23 protein-coding genes and 1 pseudogene are annotated in these 21,265 nt (G+C 70.9%); 12 read left to right on the top strand and 12 right to left on the bottom strand.

The window, feature by feature from the left end:
* Positions 1 to 114 precede the first annotated feature (114 nt).
* On the bottom strand, positions 115 to 390 hold the full coding sequence (locus ACFY0I_RS35915) for a WhiB family transcriptional regulator (protein WP_388903756.1): 276 nt from the start codon (positions 388 to 390) through the stop codon (positions 115 to 117).
* A 180-nt stretch (positions 391 to 570) separates the two neighbouring features.
* On the opposite strand from ACFY0I_RS35915, the gene ACFY0I_RS35920 reads away from it, so the two are divergent.
* Complete coding sequence (locus ACFY0I_RS35920) at positions 571 to 1,011, top strand: SsgA family sporulation/cell division regulator (RefSeq protein WP_388903758.1); 441 nt, start codon at positions 571 to 573, stop codon at positions 1,009 to 1,011.
* Between the two features lie 100 nt (positions 1,012 to 1,111).
* Here the strand turns inward: ACFY0I_RS35920 and ACFY0I_RS35925 are convergent, their stop codons facing one another.
* The 3 genes from ACFY0I_RS35925 to ACFY0I_RS35935 all read right to left on the bottom strand — a co-directional run bounded on the left by ACFY0I_RS35925 (position 1,112) and on the right by ACFY0I_RS35935 (position 5,630).
* Positions 1,112 to 1,717, bottom strand: coding sequence for an N-acetylmuramoyl-L-alanine amidase (locus ACFY0I_RS35925; RefSeq protein ID WP_388903760.1), 606 nt, complete (start codon positions 1,715 to 1,717; stop codon positions 1,112 to 1,114).
* A 67-nt stretch (positions 1,718 to 1,784) separates the two neighbouring features.
* Positions 1,785 to 2,420 (bottom strand): peptidoglycan DD-metalloendopeptidase family protein, encoded by a 636-nt coding sequence (locus ACFY0I_RS35930; RefSeq protein ID WP_388903762.1) that lies wholly within the window; start codon positions 2,418 to 2,420, stop codon positions 1,785 to 1,787.
* Between the two features lie 1,299 nt (positions 2,421 to 3,719).
* On the bottom strand, positions 3,720 to 5,630 hold the full coding sequence (locus ACFY0I_RS35935) for a PucR family transcriptional regulator (RefSeq protein WP_388903763.1): 1,911 nt from the start codon (positions 5,628 to 5,630) through the stop codon (positions 3,720 to 3,722).
* Positions 5,631 to 6,351: 721 nt separating this feature from the next.
* Between ACFY0I_RS35935 and ACFY0I_RS35940 the strand changes: the two genes are divergently transcribed.
* Complete coding sequence (locus ACFY0I_RS35940) at positions 6,352 to 6,846, top strand: helix-turn-helix domain-containing protein (protein ID WP_388903764.1); 495 nt, start codon at positions 6,352 to 6,354, stop codon at positions 6,844 to 6,846.
* Positions 6,847 to 6,887: 41 nt separating this feature from the next.
* Complete coding sequence (locus tag ACFY0I_RS35945; RefSeq protein ID WP_388903765.1) at positions 6,888 to 7,610, top strand: hypothetical protein; 723 nt, start codon at positions 6,888 to 6,890, stop codon at positions 7,608 to 7,610.
* A 98-nt stretch (positions 7,611 to 7,708) separates the two neighbouring features.
* On the opposite strand, the gene ACFY0I_RS35950 is transcribed toward ACFY0I_RS35945, so the two are convergent.
* Complete coding sequence (locus tag ACFY0I_RS35950; protein WP_388903767.1) at positions 7,709 to 8,899, bottom strand: cytochrome P450; 1,191 nt, start codon at positions 8,897 to 8,899, stop codon at positions 7,709 to 7,711.
* Between the two features lie 257 nt (positions 8,900 to 9,156).
* On the opposite strand from ACFY0I_RS35950, the gene ACFY0I_RS35955 reads away from it, so the two are divergent.
* Positions 9,157 to 10,719, top strand: coding sequence for a PD-(D/E)XK nuclease family protein (locus ACFY0I_RS35955; protein WP_388903768.1), 1,563 nt, complete (start codon positions 9,157 to 9,159; stop codon positions 10,717 to 10,719).
* 262 nt (positions 10,720 to 10,981) lie between these two features.
* Here the strand turns inward: ACFY0I_RS35955 and ACFY0I_RS35960 are convergent, their stop codons facing one another.
* Together ACFY0I_RS35960 and ACFY0I_RS35965 are read right to left on the bottom strand one after the other, a co-directional pair.
* Entirely contained in the window at positions 10,982 to 11,566 is a 585-nt protein-coding gene (locus ACFY0I_RS35960) for a hypothetical protein (RefSeq protein ID WP_388903769.1), read from the bottom strand.
* An 80-nt stretch (positions 11,567 to 11,646) separates the two neighbouring features.
* Entirely contained in the window at positions 11,647 to 11,826 is a 180-nt protein-coding gene (locus tag ACFY0I_RS35965; protein WP_388903770.1) for a hypothetical protein, read from the bottom strand.
* Between ACFY0I_RS35965 and ACFY0I_RS35970 the strand changes: the two genes are divergently transcribed.
* Together ACFY0I_RS35970 and ACFY0I_RS35975 are read left to right on the top strand one after the other, a co-directional pair.
* Complete coding sequence (locus ACFY0I_RS35970) at positions 11,825 to 12,136, top strand: STAS domain-containing protein (protein WP_388903772.1); 312 nt, start codon at positions 11,825 to 11,827, stop codon at positions 12,134 to 12,136. The genes ACFY0I_RS35965 and ACFY0I_RS35970 overlap by 2 nt on opposite strands.
* Before the next feature lie 121 nt (positions 12,137 to 12,257).
* Complete coding sequence (locus ACFY0I_RS35975; protein WP_388903774.1) at positions 12,258 to 12,695, top strand: ATP-binding protein; 438 nt, start codon at positions 12,258 to 12,260, stop codon at positions 12,693 to 12,695.
* 75 nt (positions 12,696 to 12,770) lie between these two features.
* Here the strand turns inward: ACFY0I_RS35975 and ACFY0I_RS35980 are convergent.
* A pseudogene (locus tag ACFY0I_RS35980) lies at positions 12,771 to 13,313 on the bottom strand (response regulator); the annotation flags it as partial.
* Positions 13,314 to 13,615: 302 nt separating this feature from the next.
* On the opposite strand from ACFY0I_RS35980, the gene ACFY0I_RS35985 reads away from it, so the two are divergent.
* The gene (locus tag ACFY0I_RS35985) at positions 13,616 to 14,014 is read left to right on the top strand and encodes a CHASE3 domain-containing protein (protein WP_388903802.1); all 399 of its coding nucleotides are present in this window, start codon (positions 13,616 to 13,618) and stop codon (positions 14,012 to 14,014) included.
* Here the strand turns inward: ACFY0I_RS35985 and ACFY0I_RS35990 are convergent.
* Entirely contained in the window at positions 13,968 to 14,846 is an 879-nt protein-coding gene (locus ACFY0I_RS35990; protein WP_388903776.1) for a SigB/SigF/SigG family RNA polymerase sigma factor, read from the bottom strand. The two genes, ACFY0I_RS35985 and ACFY0I_RS35990, sit on opposite strands and share 47 nt — an antisense overlap.
* 349 nt (positions 14,847 to 15,195) lie before the next feature.
* Here ACFY0I_RS35990 and ACFY0I_RS35995 point away from each other — a divergent pair, with 349 nt between their 5' ends.
* Complete coding sequence (locus tag ACFY0I_RS35995) at positions 15,196 to 15,474, top strand: GlsB/YeaQ/YmgE family stress response membrane protein (RefSeq protein WP_388903777.1); 279 nt, start codon at positions 15,196 to 15,198, stop codon at positions 15,472 to 15,474.
* A 271-nt stretch (positions 15,475 to 15,745) separates the two neighbouring features.
* Positions 15,746 to 16,033, top strand: coding sequence for a hypothetical protein (locus ACFY0I_RS36000; protein WP_388903779.1), 288 nt, complete (start codon positions 15,746 to 15,748; stop codon positions 16,031 to 16,033).
* A gap of 19 nt (positions 16,034 to 16,052) precedes the next feature.
* Here the strand turns inward: ACFY0I_RS36000 and ACFY0I_RS36005 are convergent, their stop codons facing one another.
* Positions 16,053 to 16,496, bottom strand: coding sequence for a hypothetical protein (locus tag ACFY0I_RS36005; RefSeq protein ID WP_388903780.1), 444 nt, complete (start codon positions 16,494 to 16,496; stop codon positions 16,053 to 16,055).
* 224 nt (positions 16,497 to 16,720) lie between these two features.
* On the opposite strand from ACFY0I_RS36005, the gene ACFY0I_RS36010 reads away from it, so the two are divergent.
* On the top strand, positions 16,721 to 17,113 hold the full coding sequence (locus tag ACFY0I_RS36010) for a hypothetical protein (RefSeq protein WP_388903781.1): 393 nt from the start codon (positions 16,721 to 16,723) through the stop codon (positions 17,111 to 17,113).
* Between the two features lie 34 nt (positions 17,114 to 17,147).
* Here the strand turns inward: ACFY0I_RS36010 and ACFY0I_RS36015 are convergent, their stop codons facing one another.
* Positions 17,148 to 18,287, bottom strand: a complete 1,140-nt coding sequence (locus tag ACFY0I_RS36015) for a nitrate/nitrite transporter (protein WP_388903803.1) — start codon at positions 18,285 to 18,287, stop codon at positions 17,148 to 17,150.
* A 275-nt stretch (positions 18,288 to 18,562) separates the two neighbouring features.
* Between ACFY0I_RS36015 and ACFY0I_RS36020 the strand changes: the two genes are divergently transcribed.
* Together ACFY0I_RS36020 and ACFY0I_RS36025 are read left to right on the top strand one after the other, a co-directional pair.
* Positions 18,563 to 19,174: an HdeD family acid-resistance protein gene (locus ACFY0I_RS36020; protein WP_388903782.1), complete on the top strand. Its 612-nt coding sequence runs from the start codon at positions 18,563 to 18,565 to the stop codon at positions 19,172 to 19,174.
* Between the two features lie 97 nt (positions 19,175 to 19,271).
* Complete coding sequence (locus ACFY0I_RS36025) at positions 19,272 to 20,777, top strand: cryptochrome/photolyase family protein (protein WP_388903784.1); 1,506 nt, start codon at positions 19,272 to 19,274, stop codon at positions 20,775 to 20,777.
* 53 nt (positions 20,778 to 20,830) lie between these two features.
* On the opposite strand, the gene ACFY0I_RS36030 is transcribed toward ACFY0I_RS36025, so the two are convergent.
* Positions 20,831 to 21,166: a hypothetical protein gene (locus ACFY0I_RS36030; protein WP_388903785.1), complete on the bottom strand. Its 336-nt coding sequence runs from the start codon at positions 21,164 to 21,166 to the stop codon at positions 20,831 to 20,833.
* Between the last annotated feature and the right edge of the window lie 99 nt (positions 21,167 to 21,265).

Consider the following 21,265-nt stretch of genomic DNA (forward strand, 5'->3'; position numbering starts at 1 on the left):
CTCCTTGGGGTGGTGGCCGACAGGAGCACAACGGCGTACTGGTGGGGGAGGTTTCGGTGATCGCCCCGGGTTCCACGCGCACGGTGTGCGGGGCGGGGGCCGGGTGGCGCGGTGTCAGGCGGCGGCTTGCAGCCGGTGGCGCTCCCTCGCGGTCAGCCCGCCCCAGACCCCGTAGCGCTCCTGGGCGGACAGGGCGTGGCGCAGGCAGGCCTGGGTGACGGGGCAGCCGGCGCATATCCGCTTGGCCCGCTCGTCGCGTTCCTGGCGTTGTTCGTGCGGCTCCTCCGTGGGGCCGAAGAACTGTTCGGACGCCGCTTCCCGGCATGCCGCGTCCGCTTGCCAGGCCCAGTGCTGGAGCAGGGGAAGGGGCAGGCGGGAGGTGTTCGGCATCGGGTGCTCCTTCGGTGTCGGTGTCCTGCCGTCCGTCTGTTCCCGTTCGTACGGCTCAAACCTCTTCCGACCGCGTGCCCCGATTCACCCGGTTGCCGCGCGATGTACGGGGATCAGCCGCCGGTCCACGGGCAGACGGGCAGGGCAACGCCCCCACCCCCCCCTGCCGAGAAGGATGCTGTGGAGCCCGTTCTCCCCTCCGGCGCCGCCCGCTGGTCCACCCGCGCCCACCAGTACCTGCCCCACACCCCCACGCCGCGCACCGTCCCGGTGACGTTCCACTACCGGCGGTCCGACCCGCTGGCCGTGGAGGCCGTCTTCCGCTGCCCGCACGACGACGACGTCGTCTGGACCCTCGGACGCGACCTCCTGTCCTGCGGCATCTCCACCCTCGCCGGCAGCGGCGACGTCGTCCTGTGGCCGGGCCGCGGGCGCAGCCGGATGTGGCTGCGGCTCGGACCCGGGACCGGGCACGCCCTCCTCAGCATCAGCCGCCCGGAAATGGCGGCGTGGTTGCGCACCACCTACGCCCTCGTTCCGCCCGGGACGGAGGAGGAGCACCTGGACTGGACCCCCATCCATCGGCTGCTCAGCAGTCCTCGGCCTCCGCACCGCACCTGATGCGGACCCGACACCCGCCCTCACCCCGACCGGCCTGACGCGGGCTCGCCAGGGGGCCCGCGCGAGCCCGCCGGGTGGCCCACCGATCGGCGGGCCCGACTCATGTCAGCCGGCGCGCCACGGAAGAGCGGATGGCCCCCATGGTGATGCCGGGCCCCCGTGGGTCGACCTTGCCCGGTTGCCACTCCGCATGGCCGATCACCGACGTGTCCCCCGTCGTGCCCCAGCCGTGGGCGCGGCACAGCGCCGCGCAGACCCGCACGATCGCGTCCACCTGCTCGGCCGGCCAGGGGTCCTTCCCGTCGCCGAGGTTCTCGCACTCGAAGCCGTAGAAGTGCCGGTTGCCGTCCGTCGTCGCCTCTGCGACCGTCGGCAGCGGGCCTTCGGCCATGACCGCGACGAGCACGGCCGGGTCGCCGAGGCCGGCGTGGTTGGCGCGACCGTACCCGACGAGGTGCACGGTGCCGTCCTTGCCGATCACCCCGTGGCACAGCGGCCCGGGCAGGTTTCCGTGCCCGCCGGCGCAGAGCCGGACCGTCGCCTCGATGCCCTGCGTGACGGTGTGGTGCACCATCACTCCGTTCACCGGACCCCAACGGCCCTTGTGGTTGCGGTTGTGGGTGCGCCAGCCGGGACATTCGACGAACCTGACGCCCTCGTTCGCGAGCGCGGTCAGGAAGGCATCGGGGCTGAGCGGATCGGCCAAGGTGCCCTCCTGCGCCGGTTCGTAACGCCGTGGCTGCGCCGCGGCTGCGCCGTGGCGATCCGGGTGGTTATCGGGGTGGCAACCGCAGCTTCTGGCCGACCCCGATGCGATCGGGATCGGTGATGCCGTTGAGCCGGGCGATCTCCTGGTACCGGCCGGCGTTGCCCAGCTCGGCCAACGCGATCGCGGACAGGGTGTCTCCCGCCTTCACCGTGTACATGGCCGGGGCCTTGGCCGCCGCCGGACGCGGTGCCGCCTTCTTCGCGGCGGGTTTGCGCACGGTGCTCTTCTTCGCGGCGGCTTTCGCCGCGCCCTTGCCGGCCAGGTAGGCCATGGGGTCGGTGTGGCCGTTGTAGCTGTTGGCGGTGCGCGTCTCGAAGTGCAGGTGGGGCCCGGTCACGTTGCCGGTCGCTCCGGACAGGCCCAGGCGCAGGCCACCGGTCACGTCCTGACCGGCCTTGACGTCGATCCTGCTGAGGTGCGCGTACAGGGTGAACCGCCCGTCGTCCATCCGGAGGATCACGCAGTTCCCGTACGCGCCCTGGTCGCCGGCCACCACCACCGTGCCCGGGCCGACCGCCGCGACGGGGGTGCCCGCGGGGCAGCCGAAGTCCACGCCGGTGTGGAAGCCGGCCGCCCATCCGCCGGGCTGCCGGTACTTCGCGGTGATCCGTCCCTTGGCCACGGGCATCTGCCAGGTCATCGGCCGCGTTCCTCTCGTCCGAGGCCGCACGTTCGCGCGCACCCCTGCCAGCCTGTGCCGGGGCCTGCGGGAACTCACCCGGTAGGGGGCCGGACGAGTGACGCCGGGGGGATGCCTCAGTTCATCGTTCGACACCACGTCACGATCGCGCCGACCACCGCCTCGCGGCCGGCGCTCGGCTCCGCCGGCGATACCGGTGGCGCCGGTGGCCCCTCATGACCGTCGACCTGCTCGTGGTCCACACGACCCGACCGGAGCGCGCGGCAGACCGGTTCCTGAGGCGACTCGTACGTGGGGTGCCGCTCGACCGGGACGACGGACCGAGCCGGTATCGGCCCCCGCCGGGCAGCGGGTTGTCCGGGGGAAGCGGTTCCCACCACTCCCCCGGCACCCGTCTTCCGGTGTTCAAGGCGACCGGATCGCCACAAGCACGCCTTCGCCCTCTTCCGGGCACACTTCCGTGCCGTACACCCCCGTGGTTCGGCACTGCGCGATTTCTCGCGCCACGTGTGTCCGGAATCCGGGTCGGGCTGTGCTTGCACCGGCAACGCTACGCACTCACGGAATGCCGCACCATTGCACAGATGCACAAACCGAGCGGTATGACCTATGGGTTCTGCACCACGGTTCGCACGCACGCCCCCGATGTGCACATAACGCAGCTCCGATCCTGCGGAGCTGCACATCGAGCCTCGAAAGAGGACGCCGGCCTCTTTCGTGAACGGCGCCGGGATTCATCCACTCGCATTTTTCAGCCACCAGGCCTGATTTAAGATTCACCAAATAAGAGAGGACGGGAAGGGTCGGCATCCCAATAATTTCAGCCAATTATTCCGAGTGGTTTTCAGCCATGCGACAGTGTGACCCAACCCGGCACACCACGGGGCCGGAACAACCGCTCCACCTGGGGTTTCATTGAATCTCTGCGCCTGCCGCGCCCCTGCCCCACAGCAGGTGCGGCACCCTCAGCGCCGCCCCTGACGGGCACGCCCTCCGGCTGCCCGACGCGAAAGCGCGCCGAGTCGATCTTCGCGTCCACGCCGGCCGAAGCACGAAAATCGCGGAGCCGCCGCACTCCCACCGGGCGAATCGCCCGATCGGCCCGGTCAGCGAATTCCGGTACTGGATGCCCGACAGACACCGACGCCCGCTGACGTCAATCGAATTTCGCTCAACCGGTGAAACGGTTCGACGAACCGCGGCACATCTGTGGGCCATTCACCGAGCGGCGAGGCATACGGCTCGACTCGGGTCCCGCGTCGCGGGACGCGACAGCCCGGGGCCCGCGGCGCCGTCGATTCAGGCAGCCGCGCACAGTTCGCGGGACGAGTCCGGAAGTTGGGGCACGCCCGTCATCAGGTGCAGTGCGAACAGCAGGTCGCGCATGCCGCTCAGCGAGGACAGGTCGCGGGACAGGTGCCCTTCCAGCGCCCGGATGTGCGAGCGGACGGTGGCCTCCGACAGACCCAGTTCGCGCGCGGTCGACTCCAGGTGCGCGTCGAACGTGAGCCAGGCCGTGGCCGTGGTGAGCAGGTCACGCTTGTCCGCGCAGGCGGGCCGGAGCAGCATTTCGGCCCAGGCGCGGGTCTGCGGGCCTTCGAGCAGACCCCGGAGCGTGGGTTCCCCGGATTCGAGACACCCGGCGGGGGGCTCGGGCAGCTCCCGCTGAGTGACGATTTCCAGCGCCAGGCCGACGGTGACGCGGTCCGTCAGGGCCGCGAAGTCCTTGTTGAGCAGTTCGGCGGCGCGCGCCACCCGCCGGGTGACGGTGTTGCGATGCAGGTCCAGCCGTCGCGCCGCCACCGTGTAGGGGTAGGCCAAGGCGGTGGGGAGCGTCTCGCGGAGCAGCTCCCACTGGCTGTCGATCCGCATGAGGGGGTCCAGCAGTCGACGGGCCCACACCTGGGCGTCGTGCGCCGGAAGCAGACTGACCAGGTCGGTGTCCTGCACGGAGAGGGCCACGGAGTCCGGCTGGTGGACGGCGAACCGCTGGGCGGTGGTCGCTTCATGGAGGGCGCGGGCGAGGAGGGACAGGGAGTACACCCCGCTGCCGCCGAGCGATGCCTCGGCACCGAGCACGGAGACCAGGCGGGTCAGTTCGACGGCCACCTTCTCGTCCGCCTCCACGGCCCGGACCGGGTGGATCACCAGGATGCGGTCGTCGCGGCGCGCGTCGGCGACGACCAGGGCGCGGCCGGCCGTGACGGCCTCGCAACGACGTACGGCGGCGTCGCGACGGGTGGGCGAGGTCTCCACCACGAAGACCCGGGCGGTTTCGGGGTCGAGCAGTCCGGGCGCGAGGTTCCTCATGACCCGGCGCGCCTTGGACACCTCGCCGTCCAGGAGGAGCTCCACCGCGGCGCCGCACGCGGCGCGGGCGGCGTCGGATGCCGCCCTGTACTCGCGGCGCGCCTGGTCCACCAGCCCCAGCAGCTTGGCGGCCTGGCGCAACAGCGCCAGATCGGCGTCGTCGAACGGCGTACGCCGGGCCACCGCGAGGACCGTGTCCGCCGCGGAGGACGGGCCGAGCGAGATGAGACGCGTGTGCGGTCCTGACCGGGCGTCAGGGCCGCCGCCGTCGACGGATTGCCGGATGATCGCCTGTGCGAGTTCCTCGGCCGCCGTGGCCGGCGAGGCGACGAGAACGCGGTCGGGTTCGCTGACCATCACCTGGACGTCGAGGGCGCGGGCGAGCCAGTCCGCGATGCGCTGCATGGCTCGGGGGTCGGCGAGGCGCGCGGGCAGTTCCTGCACGAGCGAGGCGAGTTGGGCGGCCCGGCGCTCGGCGGACGCGATCCGGAACTGCTGGATCGCTTCGTGTACTCCCCGCCACCGATCCGCCGGCGCGGTGGTGACCAGGAGGGGGACGCCCAGCCGGTCCGCCATGTCCAGGAGGGACTTGGGGTAGGGCTGACGGGATCCGGGTGCGGCGCTCACGATCAGGCCGGCGCTGCCGTCACGGCTCATGCGCCGGAGCAGGACCTCCAGCACGACGGTGATGCGACCGCGCAGCCGGAAGGGGACCGTGTCGGCGATCAGCACGACGAAGCCGTCGGGCAGCGTGGAGGGCACGCCTTCTTCCAGGAGCGCCTCCGGGGTCACGGAGAGGACGCCCGTCACCTCCACCGCCCGGGCGGGGGCGGAGCACTGGCCGAAGAAGGTCAGTTCGAGCTCGGGGTTGCGGGTGGGCAGTGTGCCCAGGGTTGGCATCGAGCGCTCCTCGAAGCAGTCCGGAAGTTGTCGCGTGGGTGCCCTGTGCCGCCCGGGGAGCTGCGTGGGCACCTCGGTCACGACCTCATTCCCGCTCTCCCGCGAGCGTCGCGCGCTCACCTGGGTGCGGCAGGACGTGCGACTCGAAACGCACTGTGCGCGAGGGGCGTTCGGGCATGCTGGGAAGCGGCCGTGCTGCCATGGCCGGAGTCGTCGGACGGGTCCGGACGCGCAGGTTCCCACGACCGCGGAACCCACCATCGAGGACGGGGGCGGAGCCGTTGTCGTGTCGCCGGATGCGGGCGGGCGGGAAGTGCGCGTCCCGCGCGGTCCGTTCCGACACCCGGTCACTGTCCTCGTATGCCAACTCCGGACTCAACTGTCCCCCTGTATGGTGCGGCGCCGCGTGCGTGGGCACGAGCCGCACGGCGTGCGGCCGACGTGCGACCGCTCCCTCCTCCGCCCCGTGTCCGACCTGCGGGGACGTGTCGAAGAAGGGGGTGTCGTGGCAGTTCGACGTCCCCTTCCTCGCGGGCCCGACAGCCCGCGCGCACGCCGGTGCGCAAGGTTGCGTTGCCTATCGGGATACTGCCTTCCGCACCCAACCGTGTCAACTAAAGTACACAGACCTGGGCCCAGACAGAGCGAGAGACCGGTACGTGGTTGTGTGCATCCATCAGCAGGACGTCCTTCGGGCCGTGAGCGGCACCTCCTGCCTGAGGTGAGCGGCGACCGTCCGTCGATCGCGGGCAAACTCAAGGACCTCATGGCCGGCCGGCGGGGTCGTAGCCACACGTCCCGGTCGCTCTCCGAGTCCGTCGACGCCCTGCCCGACGGCCACCCGTCCCTGTCCCACGCCGCCATCGCCAAGATCGCCAACGGTTCCCAGAGCAACCCGACCGTCGGCACGCTGCTGGCCCTGTGCGAAGCTCTGGGCGTCCCACCCGCCCATCTCCTCCCGCACGAGGCCTACGACGATCTCGAGGCGCTGGAGGCGTTCGAGAACCCCCTCGCGCGCTACGTCCTGGCCCTGCTGAACGGTCTCCCCGAAAGCGAACTGGCGGGAGTCATCAAAGATTTGGAACGTCGAAGGGCCCACGTCGGCCTGGAACAGGTTCCGCCCCGTGCGGCCGTCACGCCGCCGAGCAAGCGCCGACGACGGCGGAAACCGGACGATGCCGCGCGCTACGCGGCTGAATCACTGGAAGGGCTGTAGTAGTGGACGGCATAGTCTTCGGGACGTGCACACTGGCCGGCTTGCTGGTCACCGTGCTCTGCACGCGCAGGGCCCTGGGAAATCCCCGGGTCTCCACATGGGCCATCGCCATCGCCTTCGGGGTGTGCACACTGGGCGTCCTGTTCGCCGTCCCCGTCGTGGCCCGGGCTGCCGAGGACGTCACCGGCGTCGTCAACATCGGCAAGCTGATCGCGCACGTCTGCGCGATCCTCTGGTGCGCCGCGCTGCAGATCACGATGGTGGACCTGGCCTACCGCCCCGAGTACGTGAAGTCCGCGATCTTCCACAGGGGCTTCGCGGCCGTGGTCGAGCTCGCGATCATGGTGCCGCTCTTCCTGGCGACGAACGCGCCCGACATCGCGTTCACGACCGCCCACGCCGACAACCCCAAGATCGCCGCGTACCTCCTGCTCTACCTCTCGTACGTCATGGTCACCTGCGGGGAGTTGGCGTTCATGTGCGGCAGGACGGCGCGCCGCAACTGGGGCATCCGGCCCTGGAGCGGCGCCGGGTTCTCCTTGTCCGCCATGGCGGCCGTCTTCGGACTGGCCTACGCCCTGACCAAGGGCAGCTACATCATCTTCTACACCCTCGACAGGCCGTGGTCGTTGAAGACCGAGGAGTTCATCAGCCCCACCTTGAGCGGCCTCGCGGTGATCTTCCTCTTCGCCGGGCTGACGCTCCCCATGGTCGGCACCTTCCGGGAGCGCCTCCGTCAGAAGAGGGCCTTGGCCACGAGCTAGCGCCCGCCCGCCCCGGCCCTGCCCGCGCCTCCACGGCGCGCGCAGGGCTCCGCTGTTCCCCTACCGCGTCGGCGGGGCTCCGCGCGGCTCCCGGCGCATCAGAGCGAATCGCGTGCCGCCTCGTAGCGGACCCGCAACTCCTTCAGACCGCGGGAGCGCAGCGACCGGCGCCACTGGGGGGTCGGATCCACCAACTCCATTGTGGTGTAACGCTCCAGGAGGGCCGCGAGGGCGATCTCCACCTCCGCGCGGGCGAGGGGGCCGCCGAGGCAGTAATGGACGCCGTGGCCGAGCGCCAGGTGGCCGGAGGTGTCACGGTCGAGGTCGAGGGCGTCGGGCTGCGGAAAGCGCGCCGGATCCCGGTTGGCCGCCGACAGGGACACGAGCACCGTCTCACCCGCCGCCACGGTGACCCCGGCGATGGTCAGGTCCTCGGTCGCGAAGCGGCGGATCGCGAGCAGGGCGGGACCCTCCAGGCGGGCGAACTCGGCCACCGCGGCCGGGATGAGGGAGGGGTCCTTGCGGAGCAGGGCCAACTGCTCCGGATGCCGCAGCAGGGTGTGGATCGCGTTGCCGATGAGCTGGGCCGTGTTCTCGTAGCCGGCGAACAGGACGAGGAAGGCCACCGACATCAGCTCGTCCTCGCTGAGACGGTCTCCGTCGGCGTCGCGGACCGCGATCAGGTCGGACAGCAGGTCGTCGTCCGGCCGGCTCCGCTTGTGCTCCACGAGCCCGGTGAGGAATCCGAGCATCGCCACCAGCGCTTCCTTCACCGCCTGCGGTCGAGCGGGATCCGGCGCCACCAGCGCTTCCGTCCAGCCGCGGAAATCCACGCGCCGGTCCTCGGGTATCCCCAGCAGATCGCAGATCACGATGATCGGCAGCGAGAACGCGTAGGCGCCCAACAGGTCAGCGCTGCCGGCCTGCCCGAGCCCGTCCAGGAGTCGGTCGGCGCTCTCGCGGATCGGCGTCCGCAGTTGGTCCACCCGCCGCGGGGTGAAAGCGCGGCTCACCAGCCCGCGGATGCGCGTGTGATCCGGCGCGTCCATGTTGAGCAGGTTGGCGTCCAAGGCGGGCGGCAGGGCGAAGCCCCGGTAGGTTCCCTCCGCGGCGTTGGACTTGTCCAGGGACAGCCTCGGGTCGGCGAGCGCCGCACGGACGTCGTCGTACCGCGTGACGAGCCACGCGGGCGTGCCGTCGGTACCCGTGATGCGGCACACCGGCGCGGTGTCCCGGAGCCTCTCGTAGACGGAGTACGGGTGCTCGATCAGTTCGGCCTGAAGATCCATGGGCCCAGCCTAGGTCCTGTCGTGACCGCGGCGGTCGACCGGGTCACGGCGCCCGGCACACCCTTGCGGACACGGCAGCGGACCGTGAGCACGTTCCTCCCCGGGGCCGTTGCCGGTGGGCCGAGCCACGACCACTCCCCCGGTGACCGAGCAGCCGGGGCGAACACCCGACAGCACCAACCACGTAGCCTTGTCGATCCAGTTGCAAGGGGCGAGGGGAGAATCCTGTGGGGGATCGGGGCGGGGCGTGGCCGGCGATGGAAGGGCGCGCGGACATCCTGAAGATCAGCGCGAGTGACGCTCAGGACCGGCTGGACGGATGTGGCGCCCACGGGGCGCTCAAGGTACGACCGAACCTGAGGGCCGCCTCCTGGGCGCGCCGTTTCGACAGCGGTCAGCCGTTTCTGCTCGGGATGATCCGCGAGATCTGCACCCGGCTGCATGCGAACCCCCGGATCGACACCTGGGAGGGGCTGGATCGTGAGATCGGCACGGAATTGAAGGCCTACGCCCTCCATCCCGGCTCCTACACCTACGCGCGCCACGCGATCGAGAACTACATGGACGCGCACGACGTCGGCGCGGCCGACATCGACCCCCTCACCTTCCGCTTCTTCGACCCGCAGGTCCCCGTCGGCCCGGGCCGCACCCTCACCGTCTGGGGCCCCGTCTACGAGAGCGGGACGGGAATCAGGGAGGTGAGGCGGCTGAGGTTCGGCGGAGTACGCCCACCGGGGGATGCGCCCGACCGGTGGACGGCCGTCGCCGCCCGTGTCGCGGCACTCACCCGACCCGCTGACGACATCGGCCGCATACGCGTGACCGAAATCGGCCTGGGCGACGGATCGTTCCAGGTGCTCTTCGACGGAACACCCGCGTCGACACTGCCCCTGTACGAGGAGATCGCGCTCACGTCGCTCCGAACGATCGACACCGCGCGCACCATGACGCCCGGGTACTCGTGTCAAGGCTGCAAAATAGCGGGTTGCTGCGGGGCGATCGAGGAATTCGACGGGTTCCTCGGGCAGGAATCCCCCGGCCCGGGCACCAGATCGGTCAGCGCGCGGGACATCGAGGCGTACGGAACCTGCGCCGCCCAGTGGCACCTGGACATGGCGTGCCACCTCCCCAAGGAACGGTTCACCGGCGCCGGCTCCCACCGCGGGCGCCTGATCCACCACTGGATCGCCACCGCGCACGTCCGGTCGCAAAGGTGCGCCCCTTCCGACATCGGGGATTTCGGCGATCCGAACTCCTTCACCTCGACTCTCACCGAGGACGAGTACGCGGAAGTGAGTCCCTACCTCCTGCAACACGTCGCGCACTGTCCACTCGGGGAGGGCGTACGCCTCATCGCGACCGAATCCCCGCTCTACGGATACGACAAGTCCGCCGATGTCGTCATCGCGAGCGAACCCGACGCGATGTACGCGGATGCCGACGGCTGCTTCGTCATCAGGGAAACGAAGACGACGAACCAACGGTTGCCCCGGGACAACCAGGATGCCTTCGAGCGCTACTTGGCGGTTCCGTGGCTCCTCAATCTGCTGGGGAGCGGCTATCGGGGCCCCGACCAGGCGGAATCCGCACGGCTCGAACTGGAAGTGATATCCAGGGACGAAAGCCGCCTGTTCACCTGGGACTCCCGCGACCTGCCGGTTCTCCGCACGGCACGGGCGGCCGTGCACCTGCGGTCCGATGCCTGGCACCGCGACACCACATGGGCGGCCTCTCCGGGCGCACACTGCCGATGGTGCCCTGTCCGCAGGTGGTGTCCCGACGCACAAGACGGTGAGGACGCGGGTACCCGCGAGCACTGAGCGCCGCACCGGCCGCAACACCCAGCACAGCGCGGGCTCTGTGTGCTGTTCACGGGGTCGGCGTTCCACGAGCGCCGGTTGCGCCGGCGCGGAGTGACCGTGGTCGCGGTGCGGACCGACAGGTCGCGGGCGTCCCGGTACACGGACGGCGCCGGCGCGATCCGATACCTCTCGTACTTCAGTGCTTCAGTGCGGCGCCCTTCGAACGGTTCAGTCGTCCGGCACTCCGGTTGCCGGGCGCCGCGGACCCTTCCCCCGCACTTCAGGCCGTCTTTTCCTGGTCCCGCCGCGGGCTCCGACCGGGGTCCCGCGCCGGGGGTTCGGTCAGCCGTCGCTCGACGCGCCGGAGGCGGTGGATGTTGATCCGACGCATCCACCACATGCCACCGACGAAAACGAAACCGCCCACCATCCACATCACACCGGGCACGATGGTGCCGACCGCGAGGAGCCACGCGCCCAGTGCGACGCAGATGAACAACATCGCGGGGAAGGCCCACAACAGCTTGCCGCGCATCATCCTCTGACGGCGTTGCACCAGTTGGAGCATCGCCCGGCGCAGGGCCGGGTCGTCCGGTATGTCCCCTCGCCGGATCCGCCGATCCAGGACCGGTACGTCGTCGGTCTCCACACCGGTCACCCGCGCGTCACCCCGCTGCCGGAGGCGCGTGAGCACAGTGAAGCCGACCGCGTAGACCAACGCACCGACCACCCCGGCCACCCGGTTGTCGATGTCACGGAAGAACAGCCGTACCCCCAGGCCGACGACCAGCGCCATCAGCGCCACGACCCACCACTTGTCGAACCAGCGTCGTTGCGACGTGAGATCTGTTTCCCGAGCGGTCACCCCGGCCCCTCCCACCCCAGTGGAGCGCGCCCTTCGCACTCACGACGGCCGGATACCCGACGGAACCGGGTTGACGCGGGTCAAGGCGTCCCGGAGGCCTCGGACGGGGGAGCCGGGTGGAGCCGGGTGGCGAAGACGATGATGTCGTCCTCGGGTTCGACACCGAAGGGGAACGGCTCGTCGCCTCGGGGTGCGCAGGCCGAGCCCGAGGGGCCGGCACCCTGGTCGACGCCCTGCGCGGGCCGGCATGCTGGGACCATGGAAGACACGTACGAACGGCACAACGCCGTGGCGGTCGTCACCGCCGTCGGCGAGTACGACGCGGACACGGTGGGACCCATCGACGAGCAGCTGACGGCGGCCGCCGCGAGCCACCCGACCGTCGTGCTGGACGCCTCGGCCCTGACCTTCGCCGACTCCTCCTTCCTGAACCTGCTGATCAGGGTCCACCGCACCACGACCCTGCGCATCGCGGCTCCGCAGAACCGGCTGCGGCGACTCCTCGAGATGACCGGGGCGGACCAGGTACTCGACGTGCGTGCCACCCTGAAGGAGGCGACCCGGCCCTGACCGGGCGCCGGCGGCACGCCTGACTCATGCGCTGCCCGGCGGCGTGCCCTCCCCGTGGCCGCGCCGGGCGGGGGTGTGCGAGGATCGCGTGGTCGATTCGACACGGGACAGATGCGGAGACATGGGACGGTCACGAGGGAGCGATGAGTCGGGCGGGTATACGGGCCGCCCTGAAACCACCCCTACGAACCCGAACACCTCGCTCCCGGCAACGGCCGCGGACGCCCGCGACCAGGTGTCGGACCTGCTGCTGCACTCCGGACTTCGCTGCGACCCGGGTGCCGTGACGGACGCTTTGATGGTCACCACCGAACTCGTCACCAATGCCATCCGGCACGGCGGCGGCCTCGCCGGCTTCCAGGCCGACGTCCGCGACGGCGTACTACGGGTGTCCGTGGCCGACCGCAGTCGCGAAGCACCCGTGACGCAGACCGGTCCGCCCGCCGGAATCCGGATCGGTGGCTACGGATGGCCACTGGTCCAGAGCCTCGCCGACGAGCTGACGGTGACCCCGCACGCCGACGGCAAGCGGATCACCGCGCACCTGAAGCTTGGTTGAGCCGCGGGGCCTGCCTCGACTGCGGCTCGCACCGAGTGACCGCCGGAGCGTCCCTCCGTCCGGGGCGGGCGGGTTTCAGGGGCGCGGTCGAGTGACGGTGTCCAGGTAGAAGGCGTCGATGCTCTGGACGGCCCGTTCGAACTCGTCGAGGTTGACGGGCTTCGTGACGTACGCGTTGGCGTGGCTGCTGTAGGCGCCGCTCACGTCCTCGGGGGCGGCGGAGGTGGTGAGGACGACGACGGGGATGGTCTGGAAGCCCTCGTCGTTCTTGAGGATCTGCAGGAGGTCACGGCCGTTCATGCGGGGCATGTTGAGGTCGAGGACGATCAGGTCGGGCCGCGCGCTGTCGGGGTTGCGCAGGTGCTCCAGGGCGGCGACGCCGTCGGTGACCTGAACGAGGTTGCGGGTCCCGCGCTCGGAGAGGGCCTCCTCGATGAGCATGGCATCGGCCATGTCGTCCTCGACGAGCAGGACGTCGTGGGGGCGTGCGGGCGCGGTCATCATCGAATGCTCCGTGAGGGTGTGTTGAGGTTCGCCGTCGGGCACGTGGTCATACGGACCGGGCCATCGCCGGCGGGCACCCTGTCGGCTGCTGCCGCAGGCGTTGGCGAGCTGGGGGTTGGCCGGTGCGCGAGGTCGGCGACGGCCGCCCGCGTCACGGCTGCCGCGTCCTGGGACGCGGTCGGCGAGGAGGAGTCTCTACCCGGCATACCAGGCACTGTAGGCGGCTTCCCCCATCCTCGACAACATCTGTTGTCAGGCAAGCCTCTCGAGGCTGCGGGCCGCACCGCATCCCGGGAGAGCCCGCGACGCTGGAGGGGCGCAGGAGACGACCGGAGTTGAGGGGCCGTCCCCTACCCGGGGCCTGTCCACCTGGACCACGCGGCGCCGACTGCGCGTGGGAGCGGCCGGCCCTGATGATGGCGATCCGGTTGGAAACGGCGCTGTTGAACCAGGAAACGGGCATCCGGGGCTTCGGTGCCACCGGCAGCGCGGACTTCCCGGCCCCCTACCGGCAGGGGTTGAGGGACGAGAAGGCCTCGGCCGACGGCCTCGCCCGACTGCTGACCGGCGACGAGGTGGGGCTGCGGGACCTCCGGGCGGTCGAGGGGGCCGCGGCGAAGTGGCAGGAACGGATCGCCGGCCCGGTCGCCGCCGCCGCGCCCGGGGCTCCCTCGTCGCTGGGCGCCGAGCGCGCCGAGGAGGGCCGGCGGGCAGGCGCCGTGGGCGCTGCCCGCCGGTGGGCGCCGACTCCGCGGCCGGGTGGAGGGGTCAGTCGGCGAGCATGCCTTCACGGAGGCGGGCCAGGGTGCGGGTGAGGATGCGGGAGATCTGCATCTGGGAGATGCCCAGGCGCTCCCCGATCTGTGCCTGCGTCATCTCCTGGCCGAAGCGCATCTGCAGGATGAGCCGCTCGCGTCCCTCGAGCCGACTCAGCAGCGGGGCGAGGGTGCGGAAGTCCTCGAAGAGCTCCATCGCGGGATCCTCGCTGCCGAGCATCTCGGCGAGCGGCCGCACGGCGGCCGCGGAGGAATCGTCCGTCTCCTGTTCGAGGGGCTGGCTGGAGTGGCCGTTGGCGGCGACCATGCCTTCGACCACCTCTTCGTCGGTGATCTCCAGGTGCTCCGCCAGCTCCCGGACGGTCGGCGCGCGATCGAGGACCGCATGGAGTTCTTCCTTGCCGCGCGCCAGCGCGATGCGCAGCTCCTGCAGGCGGCGCGGGACGCGGACGGCCCAGGTGGTGTCGCGGAAGTGCCGCTTGATCTCCCCGGTGATGTACGGCAGGGCCAGGGTCGCGAACTCGTTGCCGAGGGTGGGGTCGAAGCGGTCGATGGCCTTGATGAGGCCGATGGTGCCGACCTGGATGATGTCCTCGATGTCCGTACCGTCGGTGCGGTTGCGGAACCGGCGGGCCGCGAACTGGACCAGGGACAGGTTCATCTCGATCAGCGTGTTGCGGACGTACTGGCGCTCGTGGGTGCCCTCGTCCAGGGTGCGGAGCCGCTCGAAGAAGGTCTTGGAGAGGGCCCGGGCGTCTTCGGGAGCGACCTCACGGGGGTCGGCGACGCGGGGCAGCGGCTCGAGGAGATGTGTGGTCTCCGTCACCGATTCGCCCGTTCCGACCGGCGCGTGGGTGGTGAGGGTGTCCATTTCATCTCCCCGGGTGAGTGGATCCGTCGCCGAGGTGTCCCCCCGGGACGCTGCCGTCCGTGCTGACGCTCCCCGAGTTTTACGCCTGACCCCCACACCCGTCAAGAAATACGCGAAACGAGTTTCATGAGTCCTGTTGCCGTGCACGCGGCTTTGGTCGATTTCCCGGGTCCGCACGCCACGGAGCCGCTCCCCCTCCAGCGTGCGTCCGGACTCCGGCGTGCGTCCGGAGTCCTTCGACCCCACCCTTCGGTTCGAACGTCCCGTTTCGGCGCGGCGGCCGTTTCAAAGCGCGCGGCGCGTACAGACGCACCGTGACACCGCCTCATCCACCACCTGGAGAAACATCGTGGGCATCATCGCTTGGATCCTCATCGGCCTGTTCGCCGGCTTCATCGCGAAGGCACTGATGCCGGGCAAGGACCCGGGCGGCGTCGTCATCACCATGCTCATCGGGATCGCCGGCGGCCTGCTCGGCGGCTGGCTCGGCAAGGTCATATTCGGCGTCGACTCCATCAACGGCTTCTTCCACCTCTCCACCTGGATCGCCGCCATCGTCGGCTCCGTCATCCTGCTGATCGTCCACCGCCTGGTCACCGGCACCCGACGCTCGCGCCATCACGCCTGATCGGGACGACGAGCCGCGCCCCGTGGGTGCGGCGGCGCATCGCGACGCTCCCGGCGCAGCTGAAAACCGTTGCGCCCGGCGGCGGGTGACGTACCGCCATGCGTGCGTCCGCTCATTCGCCCCTGCCCGGCCCCCTCGGGGGCCGGGCTGACGTCGTGGGGCGGGCTTCTCCGGGCAAGGATCTTGAACTGCGGAAAATTGGGAACGGGGACAGGAGACATCGATTCCCCGCACGCCGCCGCCGCGCCGCCGCACAAGGAGCCGCACCTCCATGAGCCCCATCCCGGCCCTGTTCCCCCGCCAGTCGCCCAGGTCAGCCGTCCGTACGCCCGCGCCGCCGGCCTACTCGGCGGGGCTCGACGCGATGCTGGACGCCGTGTACGAGACGCACCGCCGCTTCCGGCACGGCGTGTACGCGGTGCCGTGCACGACCTGCCACGTCCCGGCCGGCGAACTGTGCCTGGCACGACGGAGCGTGCACGCCGCACGCAGGCAGGCCCACCGGGACCGACTGGCGCACCACGAGCGGACCCCCCTCCTGGCGGCGGTGGCGCGCTAGACGGTCCCTCCTCCTCCGGTCAGGTGGTGGGGGGTGTCGCGGTGTGGTCCGGGTGCCCCGTAGTGCGGCGGATCGTCTTGAGGCGAGCCTCCAGGAGGTGGTCGCGTCCCCCGGCGACCTCCTCGACGACGTCGTGTTCCACCGCGGCGAAGGGCCGGTAATAGGTGGAGTTGTAGGCCTCGACGATCTGGAACGTCCAGTGGCCCGGGATCACGTTGCGGCCGACGATCTCCCGCTCCACCCGCCGGGCCTGCTCCTCGTGGCCCGCCTCGCGCAGCAGGCGGGCCGCGTCGCCGAGTTCGAAGTCCGCCGTCCCGGTCAGCTGGTGGAAACCGTAGAGGTGGCCGCGGGCCCGCTCCGTGGTCTCCAGCGCCTTCGAAAGCGCGCCCAGGGCGCGCACCGTCTTCTCGTCGACGCCCTCGGGCGTCCGATGGGCCGGGTCCATCTCGCGATCGCTGTCCATGGGGGACCTTCTGCCCGTGGAGTGCCGCATCGAGCGGCCGGTTGGACCGAGCGGCCCAAGACGGTCCCACCGAACGTGCGAGCGAGGAGCGCCATCCGGGGGCGGACCGCTTTCGCGCCTGCCTGGGTCCGGTTTCGGACTGTACTGGGACGTAACCGGGGCGGCCCGTACTGACCGTTGTTCAATGCTCACGTACCGGCGGGGATCGAGACGGGAAACGGCCGATGGCCTTATGGGTGCAGCAGCGCCACCAGGACCTCCACGAGCACGCACTGGACCACCTCCACGCACTGCACCGCTTCGCCGGACTCGACGATGCGGCCGCCCGCTTCTGCTGGCATCCCGAACAGGCCGACCGGGCGGTCACGCACGGGCTGGTCTACCGCATCGACGGCCTTGACCACACCATCGCCGTCCACCCCGGCTCACCGCCCGCCGAGGCGATCCGCGCCGCCCACCGCCCTTGGACGCTGATGCTCCATCAGCGCGGCCGGACCGCCCACCACGCCTTCAACGCTCCCACCACGCACGAGGCGTTCGCGCGGATCGTCACCGACCTGGACCGCACCCTCCAGGACCACCGGGCCGGCAGCCCGTCCGGGGCCTCCACGCAGTAGGCACACCGGCCGGGTCGAAGGGGCCCGCGGAGCCTCACGGGCTCGCGCGCAGCGTGCGCATGCGGCCGTACGCGTACACGCATCCGGCGAGCGCGAGGTCGGACAGCAGCATGAAGCCGATCGAGTACGAACCCTTGGCGCTGTAGATGGCGCCCATCAGCAGCGGTGGCACGAATCCGCCGAGGCCGCCGACGGCGCCCACGATGCCGGTGACGCTGCCCACCCGGGATTGCGGAGTGACCTGGGAGACCAGGGCGAATACGCTGCCGCCCGCCGCCCCGAGTCCGGCCGCCATCAACAGCAGGGCGACGGTTCCGAAGGGGGCGAGGGGCGGGTCGAAGGCCTGCACCACGGCGAACAGGGCGACGACCGCCAGGGCGGCGGACGTGACGAGGGCCGGGTGGAAGCGGTCCGACAGACGGCCCCCGATGGGCCGGAAGATCACGGTGACCAGGGCGAAGCCCGCCGCCTTGGTGCCGGCGTCGGTCGGGGTGAGGTCGTACCAGGTCTTCAGGTAGGTCGGCAGGTAGACGCCGAACGCCACGACTCCCCCGAACCCGATGGCGTACAGGGCCGAGAGCTCCCACGTGACCCTCAGCCTGCCGGCCTGCCGGAGCCGGGAGCCGAGGGAGGCGCTGGGCACCGGGCGCCCGGGACGGTCGGTGATCAGGATCGCGGCGAGCACCGCGTACACCGCGAGGGCGACGGCGACCACGACGAAGGGCAGGTTCTCGCCGTGTGCGGCGATGCGCGGGGTGAAGTAGCCCGAGAGGGCCACGCCTCCGGTGCCCATGCCGAAGACGCCGAGCGCGAAGCCGCGCCGCCCGGGCGGGAACCACGAATTGACCAGCGGGACACCGATCGCGAAGGTGGTTCCGCCCAGGCCGAGCAGGAGGGCGACCACCAGGAGCAGGACGTAGTCGTCCTTCACCGGGATCAGCAGGAGCACCGGCACGATGGTGAGCGCGGACACCAGCGGAAACATCAGCCGGGCGCCGTAGCGGTCGGTCAGGGCTCCTGCGGGGATGCGTCCCAGGGAGCCGACGAGGACCGGGATCGCGACGAGCAAGGACTGCTGGAAGGAGCTGAGGCCGAGCCGGTCCTTGTACCCGGCGGCCAGCGGAGCGATCAGATCCCACGCCCAGAACGTGAGCCCGAACCCCACCGTCGCCATGATCAGATTCCGGTACGCCACGGCGGAGGGTTGCTGGTCGCTGTCCACGCCCCCAGTCAAGCCGGCACGGCCCTGACCGGCACGCCGAACTGCGCCGTACAGGTCTGCCACGCGGCGGGGGCGGTGGGTCGGGGCACGTGGGCGTACCCCGGTGGCGGGCCTCCGGATCAGCGGGCCGTCACACCACGGCCTAATATGAAAATTCACGATCGAATAGGGCACTTCCGGCGGCTTCAAGGTGCCCCCGCGAGCCGTCGGCCCGCACGGGAGGCGTGATGACCGGATCCCCCGACACGGCCCCGCAGTACACGCACGGCGACCCCGAGGACTTCCTCAAACAGCTCGGAGGCTCGTGGCACTGGGCCCTCGGCTTCGCGCTGGCGACCCTGATCCCCGGCATCCTGGTACTCGTCTGGCCCGATGAGACGCTGCACATCCTGGCCGTGATCATCGGACTCCAGCTGCTGGTGGCGGGCGGCTTCAGGTTCGTGACCGCCTTCTCCCACAGCAATGACCGCAGCGGGAGCCGGCTGGCGGGCGTCCTCATCGCCCTGCTGGCCTTCCTGGCGGGCGTACTGGTCCTGCGGCACCCCATGCAGACCATCGGCGCGCTGTCCCTGATCGTCGGGGTCTTCTGGTTGCTGACGGGAGTCCTCACCGCGTACGTCGCGATCGCCGACCGCGCGCTGGTCCACCGCGGCATGCTGCTCGGCGTGGGTCTTCTCGGCGCCGTCGCCGGAATCGTCGTGCTCTGCTTCCCGGTGAACTCCGCGATCGCCCTGACCCGCCTCCTGGGACTGTGGCTCGTCCTGCTCGGCGTGTTCGAAGTGGTGATGGCGCTCGCGCTGCGCTCCGCCACCCGCCGGATCGCGGGTGGGCCCCGGTAGGGACGTCGTCCGGAGCGCTCGGTACCGCAGGCACCCGCCGCTGCGGCGCGGCCGTGTCGGCCGCCGGTCGACCGGACCGGGTTGGTTGGATGGGGGCATGAGCCCCGTGCACTGGCTGTTCGGCGACCAACTCGGCCCCCACTTCACCGCCACGGCCGCCGGCGGGACGCCGAGGAACACCCGGTGGCTCCTGATCGAGTCCCGGGCCGTGTTCAGGCGTCGGCGCTTCCACCGGGCGAAGGCCCATCTGGTCCTCAGCGCCATGCGGCACCGGGCTGCCGACCTCGGTGGGAACGCGCTGTACGTCACGGCGCAGACCTACCGGGAAGGTCTGGCGCGGGCGGCCGGCACGGACCCCGTCTCCGTGCACCATCCGACCTCGCGCGCGGCTCTCGCCCTGGTCACGTCGCTGCCGCAGGTCACGGTCCACCCCGCCCGCGGTTTCCTGGTCGGCCACCGCGAGTTCGGCGACTGGGTCGCGCGGCAGAGCGGCCGACGGCTGCTCCAGGAGAACTTCTACGAGAACACCCGCCGTGCCCACGACATCCTGATGGACGGGGACCGGCCGGCGGGCGGCCGATGGAACCTGGACCACGAGAACCGCGAACCCCCGCCCCGGGGCCGGGACACCCTGGGCGCGCCGGCCCCGTACCGGCCCCGGGAGGACGAGATCGACGAGGAGGTCCGGCGGGATCTTGACCGCTGGGAACGGGAGGAGGGCATCACCTTCGTGGGCCGCGACGGCCCCCGCCTCTTCCCCGCGAGCCGCCGCGAGGCCCTCGCCGCGCTCGACCACTTCGTCACCCACCGCCTCGCGGGTTTCGGCGCTCACGAGGACGCGATGCTCGCCGACGACCCCGTGATGAGCCACAGCCTGCTCTCCTCCTCCCTCAACCTCGGTCTCCTCGACCCGTGGGAGTGCGTGACCCGCGCCGAGGACGCCTGGCGGGCCGGGCACGTGCCGCTGAACAGCGCCGAGGGGTTCATCCGGCAGGTGTGCGGCTGGCGCGAGTACGTGTGGCACCTCTACTGGCACCTCGGCGAGGACTACCGGCACCGCAACGCCCTTCGGCACACCGCACCGGTACCCGCGTGGTTCCGGGAACTGGACGCGGACGCCGTGGAGGCCCGCTGCTTGTCGACCGTACTGGCGCAGGTCCGGGACACGGGCTGGACGCACCACATCCCCCGGCTGATGGTCCTCGGCAGCTTCGCCCTCCAGCGGGGCTGGGGCCCGGCCGAGGTGACGGACTGGTTCCACCGGTCCTTCGTGGACGGCTACGACTGGGTGATGCTGCCGAACGTGGTGGGCATGTCCCAGTACGGGGACGGCGGACTGATGACCACCAAGCCCTACACCTCCGGCGGGGCCTACATCCACCGGATGAGCGACCTGTGCGGCGGCTGCCGCTACCGACCCACCGACCGCAGCGGCGAACGCGCTTGCCCCTACACCGTCGGCTATTGGAGCTTCCTGGACCGGCACCGCGCCCGGTTGGAGGGCAACCCGCGCATGGCCCGGGCCGTGAGCGGACTGGACCGGCTCGGCGACCTGGACCAGCTCGTCCGGGCCCACGGCGAGGCGGGGGGATCACCGCCCTGAGGCGGGCCCCGCCTGCGGCGGGGTAGGCTTCCGCACCGCGAGCGCTCGTCGGGTCACCCGGTGTGGGCCACGGCGTCCCTCTGCAGTTCCGCCGCGGCCAGCAGGCTCAACTTCGGTTCCGCCTGGCGCAGCGCCTTCACGGCGGCGGCCGAGTCGATGTCCCCCGTGTAACCGACGGCGGCCAACCGCGAGCGGACCCAGCGGGCGCGCAGCTGCGGCTCGCTGTCCGCGGCCACGGACTGGACGAGTGCGACGGCGCGCTCCAGGCCCGGTCGCTCCTCGGGGGAGGCCTCGGCCAGGGCCTGCCGCAAGGCCGACGCGACCGTGTCCGCGTCCCGGACGAGAAGCACGAAATTGTGCTTGGTGTTCTGTCCCAAGAATCCAGTCATGCCGATCATCGTGTCGGGCGTCTTCCGTGAACGGCAAGGGACTTGAGGATCCACAGAGGTTCCTCCGATGGGCTCGCGCGGACGTGCACGACGGCAGGT

This window comes from Streptomyces sp. NPDC001568, assembly GCF_042893755.1.
Lineage (GTDB): Bacteria > Actinomycetota > Actinomycetes > Streptomycetales > Streptomycetaceae > Streptomyces.

Bases quoted from the DNA above. Each gene is read 5' to 3' on its own strand.
- ACFY0I_RS36000 (WP_388903779.1), top strand. From the start codon at position 15,746: ATGAGCCCCATCCCGGCCCTGTTCCCCCGCCAGTCGCCCAGGTCAGCC.
- ACFY0I_RS36020 (WP_388903782.1), top strand. From the start codon at position 18,563: ATGACCGGATCCCCCGACACGGCCCCGCAGTACACGCACGGCGACCCC.
- ACFY0I_RS36005 (WP_388903780.1), bottom strand. From the start codon at position 16,496: ATGGACAGCGATCGCGAGATGGACCCGGCCCATCGGACGCCCGAGGGC.
- ACFY0I_RS36010 (WP_388903781.1), top strand. From the start codon at position 16,721: ATGGCCTTATGGGTGCAGCAGCGCCACCAGGACCTCCACGAGCACGCA.
- ACFY0I_RS36025 (WP_388903784.1), top strand. From the start codon at position 19,272: ATGAGCCCCGTGCACTGGCTGTTCGGCGACCAACTCGGCCCCCACTTC.
- ACFY0I_RS35935 (WP_388903763.1), bottom strand. From the start codon at position 5,630: ATGCCAACCCTGGGCACACTGCCCACCCGCAACCCCGAGCTCGAACTG.
- ACFY0I_RS35915 (WP_388903756.1), bottom strand. From the start codon at position 390: ATGCCGAACACCTCCCGCCTGCCCCTTCCCCTGCTCCAGCACTGGGCC.
- ACFY0I_RS36015 (WP_388903803.1), bottom strand. From the start codon at position 18,287: ATGGCGACGGTGGGGTTCGGGCTCACGTTCTGGGCGTGGGATCTGATC.
- ACFY0I_RS36030 (WP_388903785.1), bottom strand. From the start codon at position 21,166: ATGACTGGATTCTTGGGACAGAACACCAAGCACAATTTCGTGCTTCTC.
- ACFY0I_RS35950 (WP_388903767.1), bottom strand. From the start codon at position 8,899: ATGGATCTTCAGGCCGAACTGATCGAGCACCCGTACTCCGTCTACGAG.
- ACFY0I_RS35930 (WP_388903762.1), bottom strand. From the start codon at position 2,420: ATGACCTGGCAGATGCCCGTGGCCAAGGGACGGATCACCGCGAAGTAC.
- ACFY0I_RS35970 (WP_388903772.1), top strand. From the start codon at position 11,825: ATGGAAGACACGTACGAACGGCACAACGCCGTGGCGGTCGTCACCGCC.
- ACFY0I_RS35990 (WP_388903776.1), bottom strand. From the start codon at position 14,846: ATGGACACCCTCACCACCCACGCGCCGGTCGGAACGGGCGAATCGGTG.
- ACFY0I_RS35975 (WP_388903774.1), top strand. From the start codon at position 12,258: ATGGGACGGTCACGAGGGAGCGATGAGTCGGGCGGGTATACGGGCCGC.
- ACFY0I_RS35985 (WP_388903802.1), top strand. From the start codon at position 13,616: ATGGCGATCCGGTTGGAAACGGCGCTGTTGAACCAGGAAACGGGCATC.
- ACFY0I_RS35965 (WP_388903770.1), bottom strand. From the start codon at position 11,826: ATGGTCCCAGCATGCCGGCCCGCGCAGGGCGTCGACCAGGGTGCCGGC.
- ACFY0I_RS35955 (WP_388903768.1), top strand. From the start codon at position 9,157: ATGGAAGGGCGCGCGGACATCCTGAAGATCAGCGCGAGTGACGCTCAG.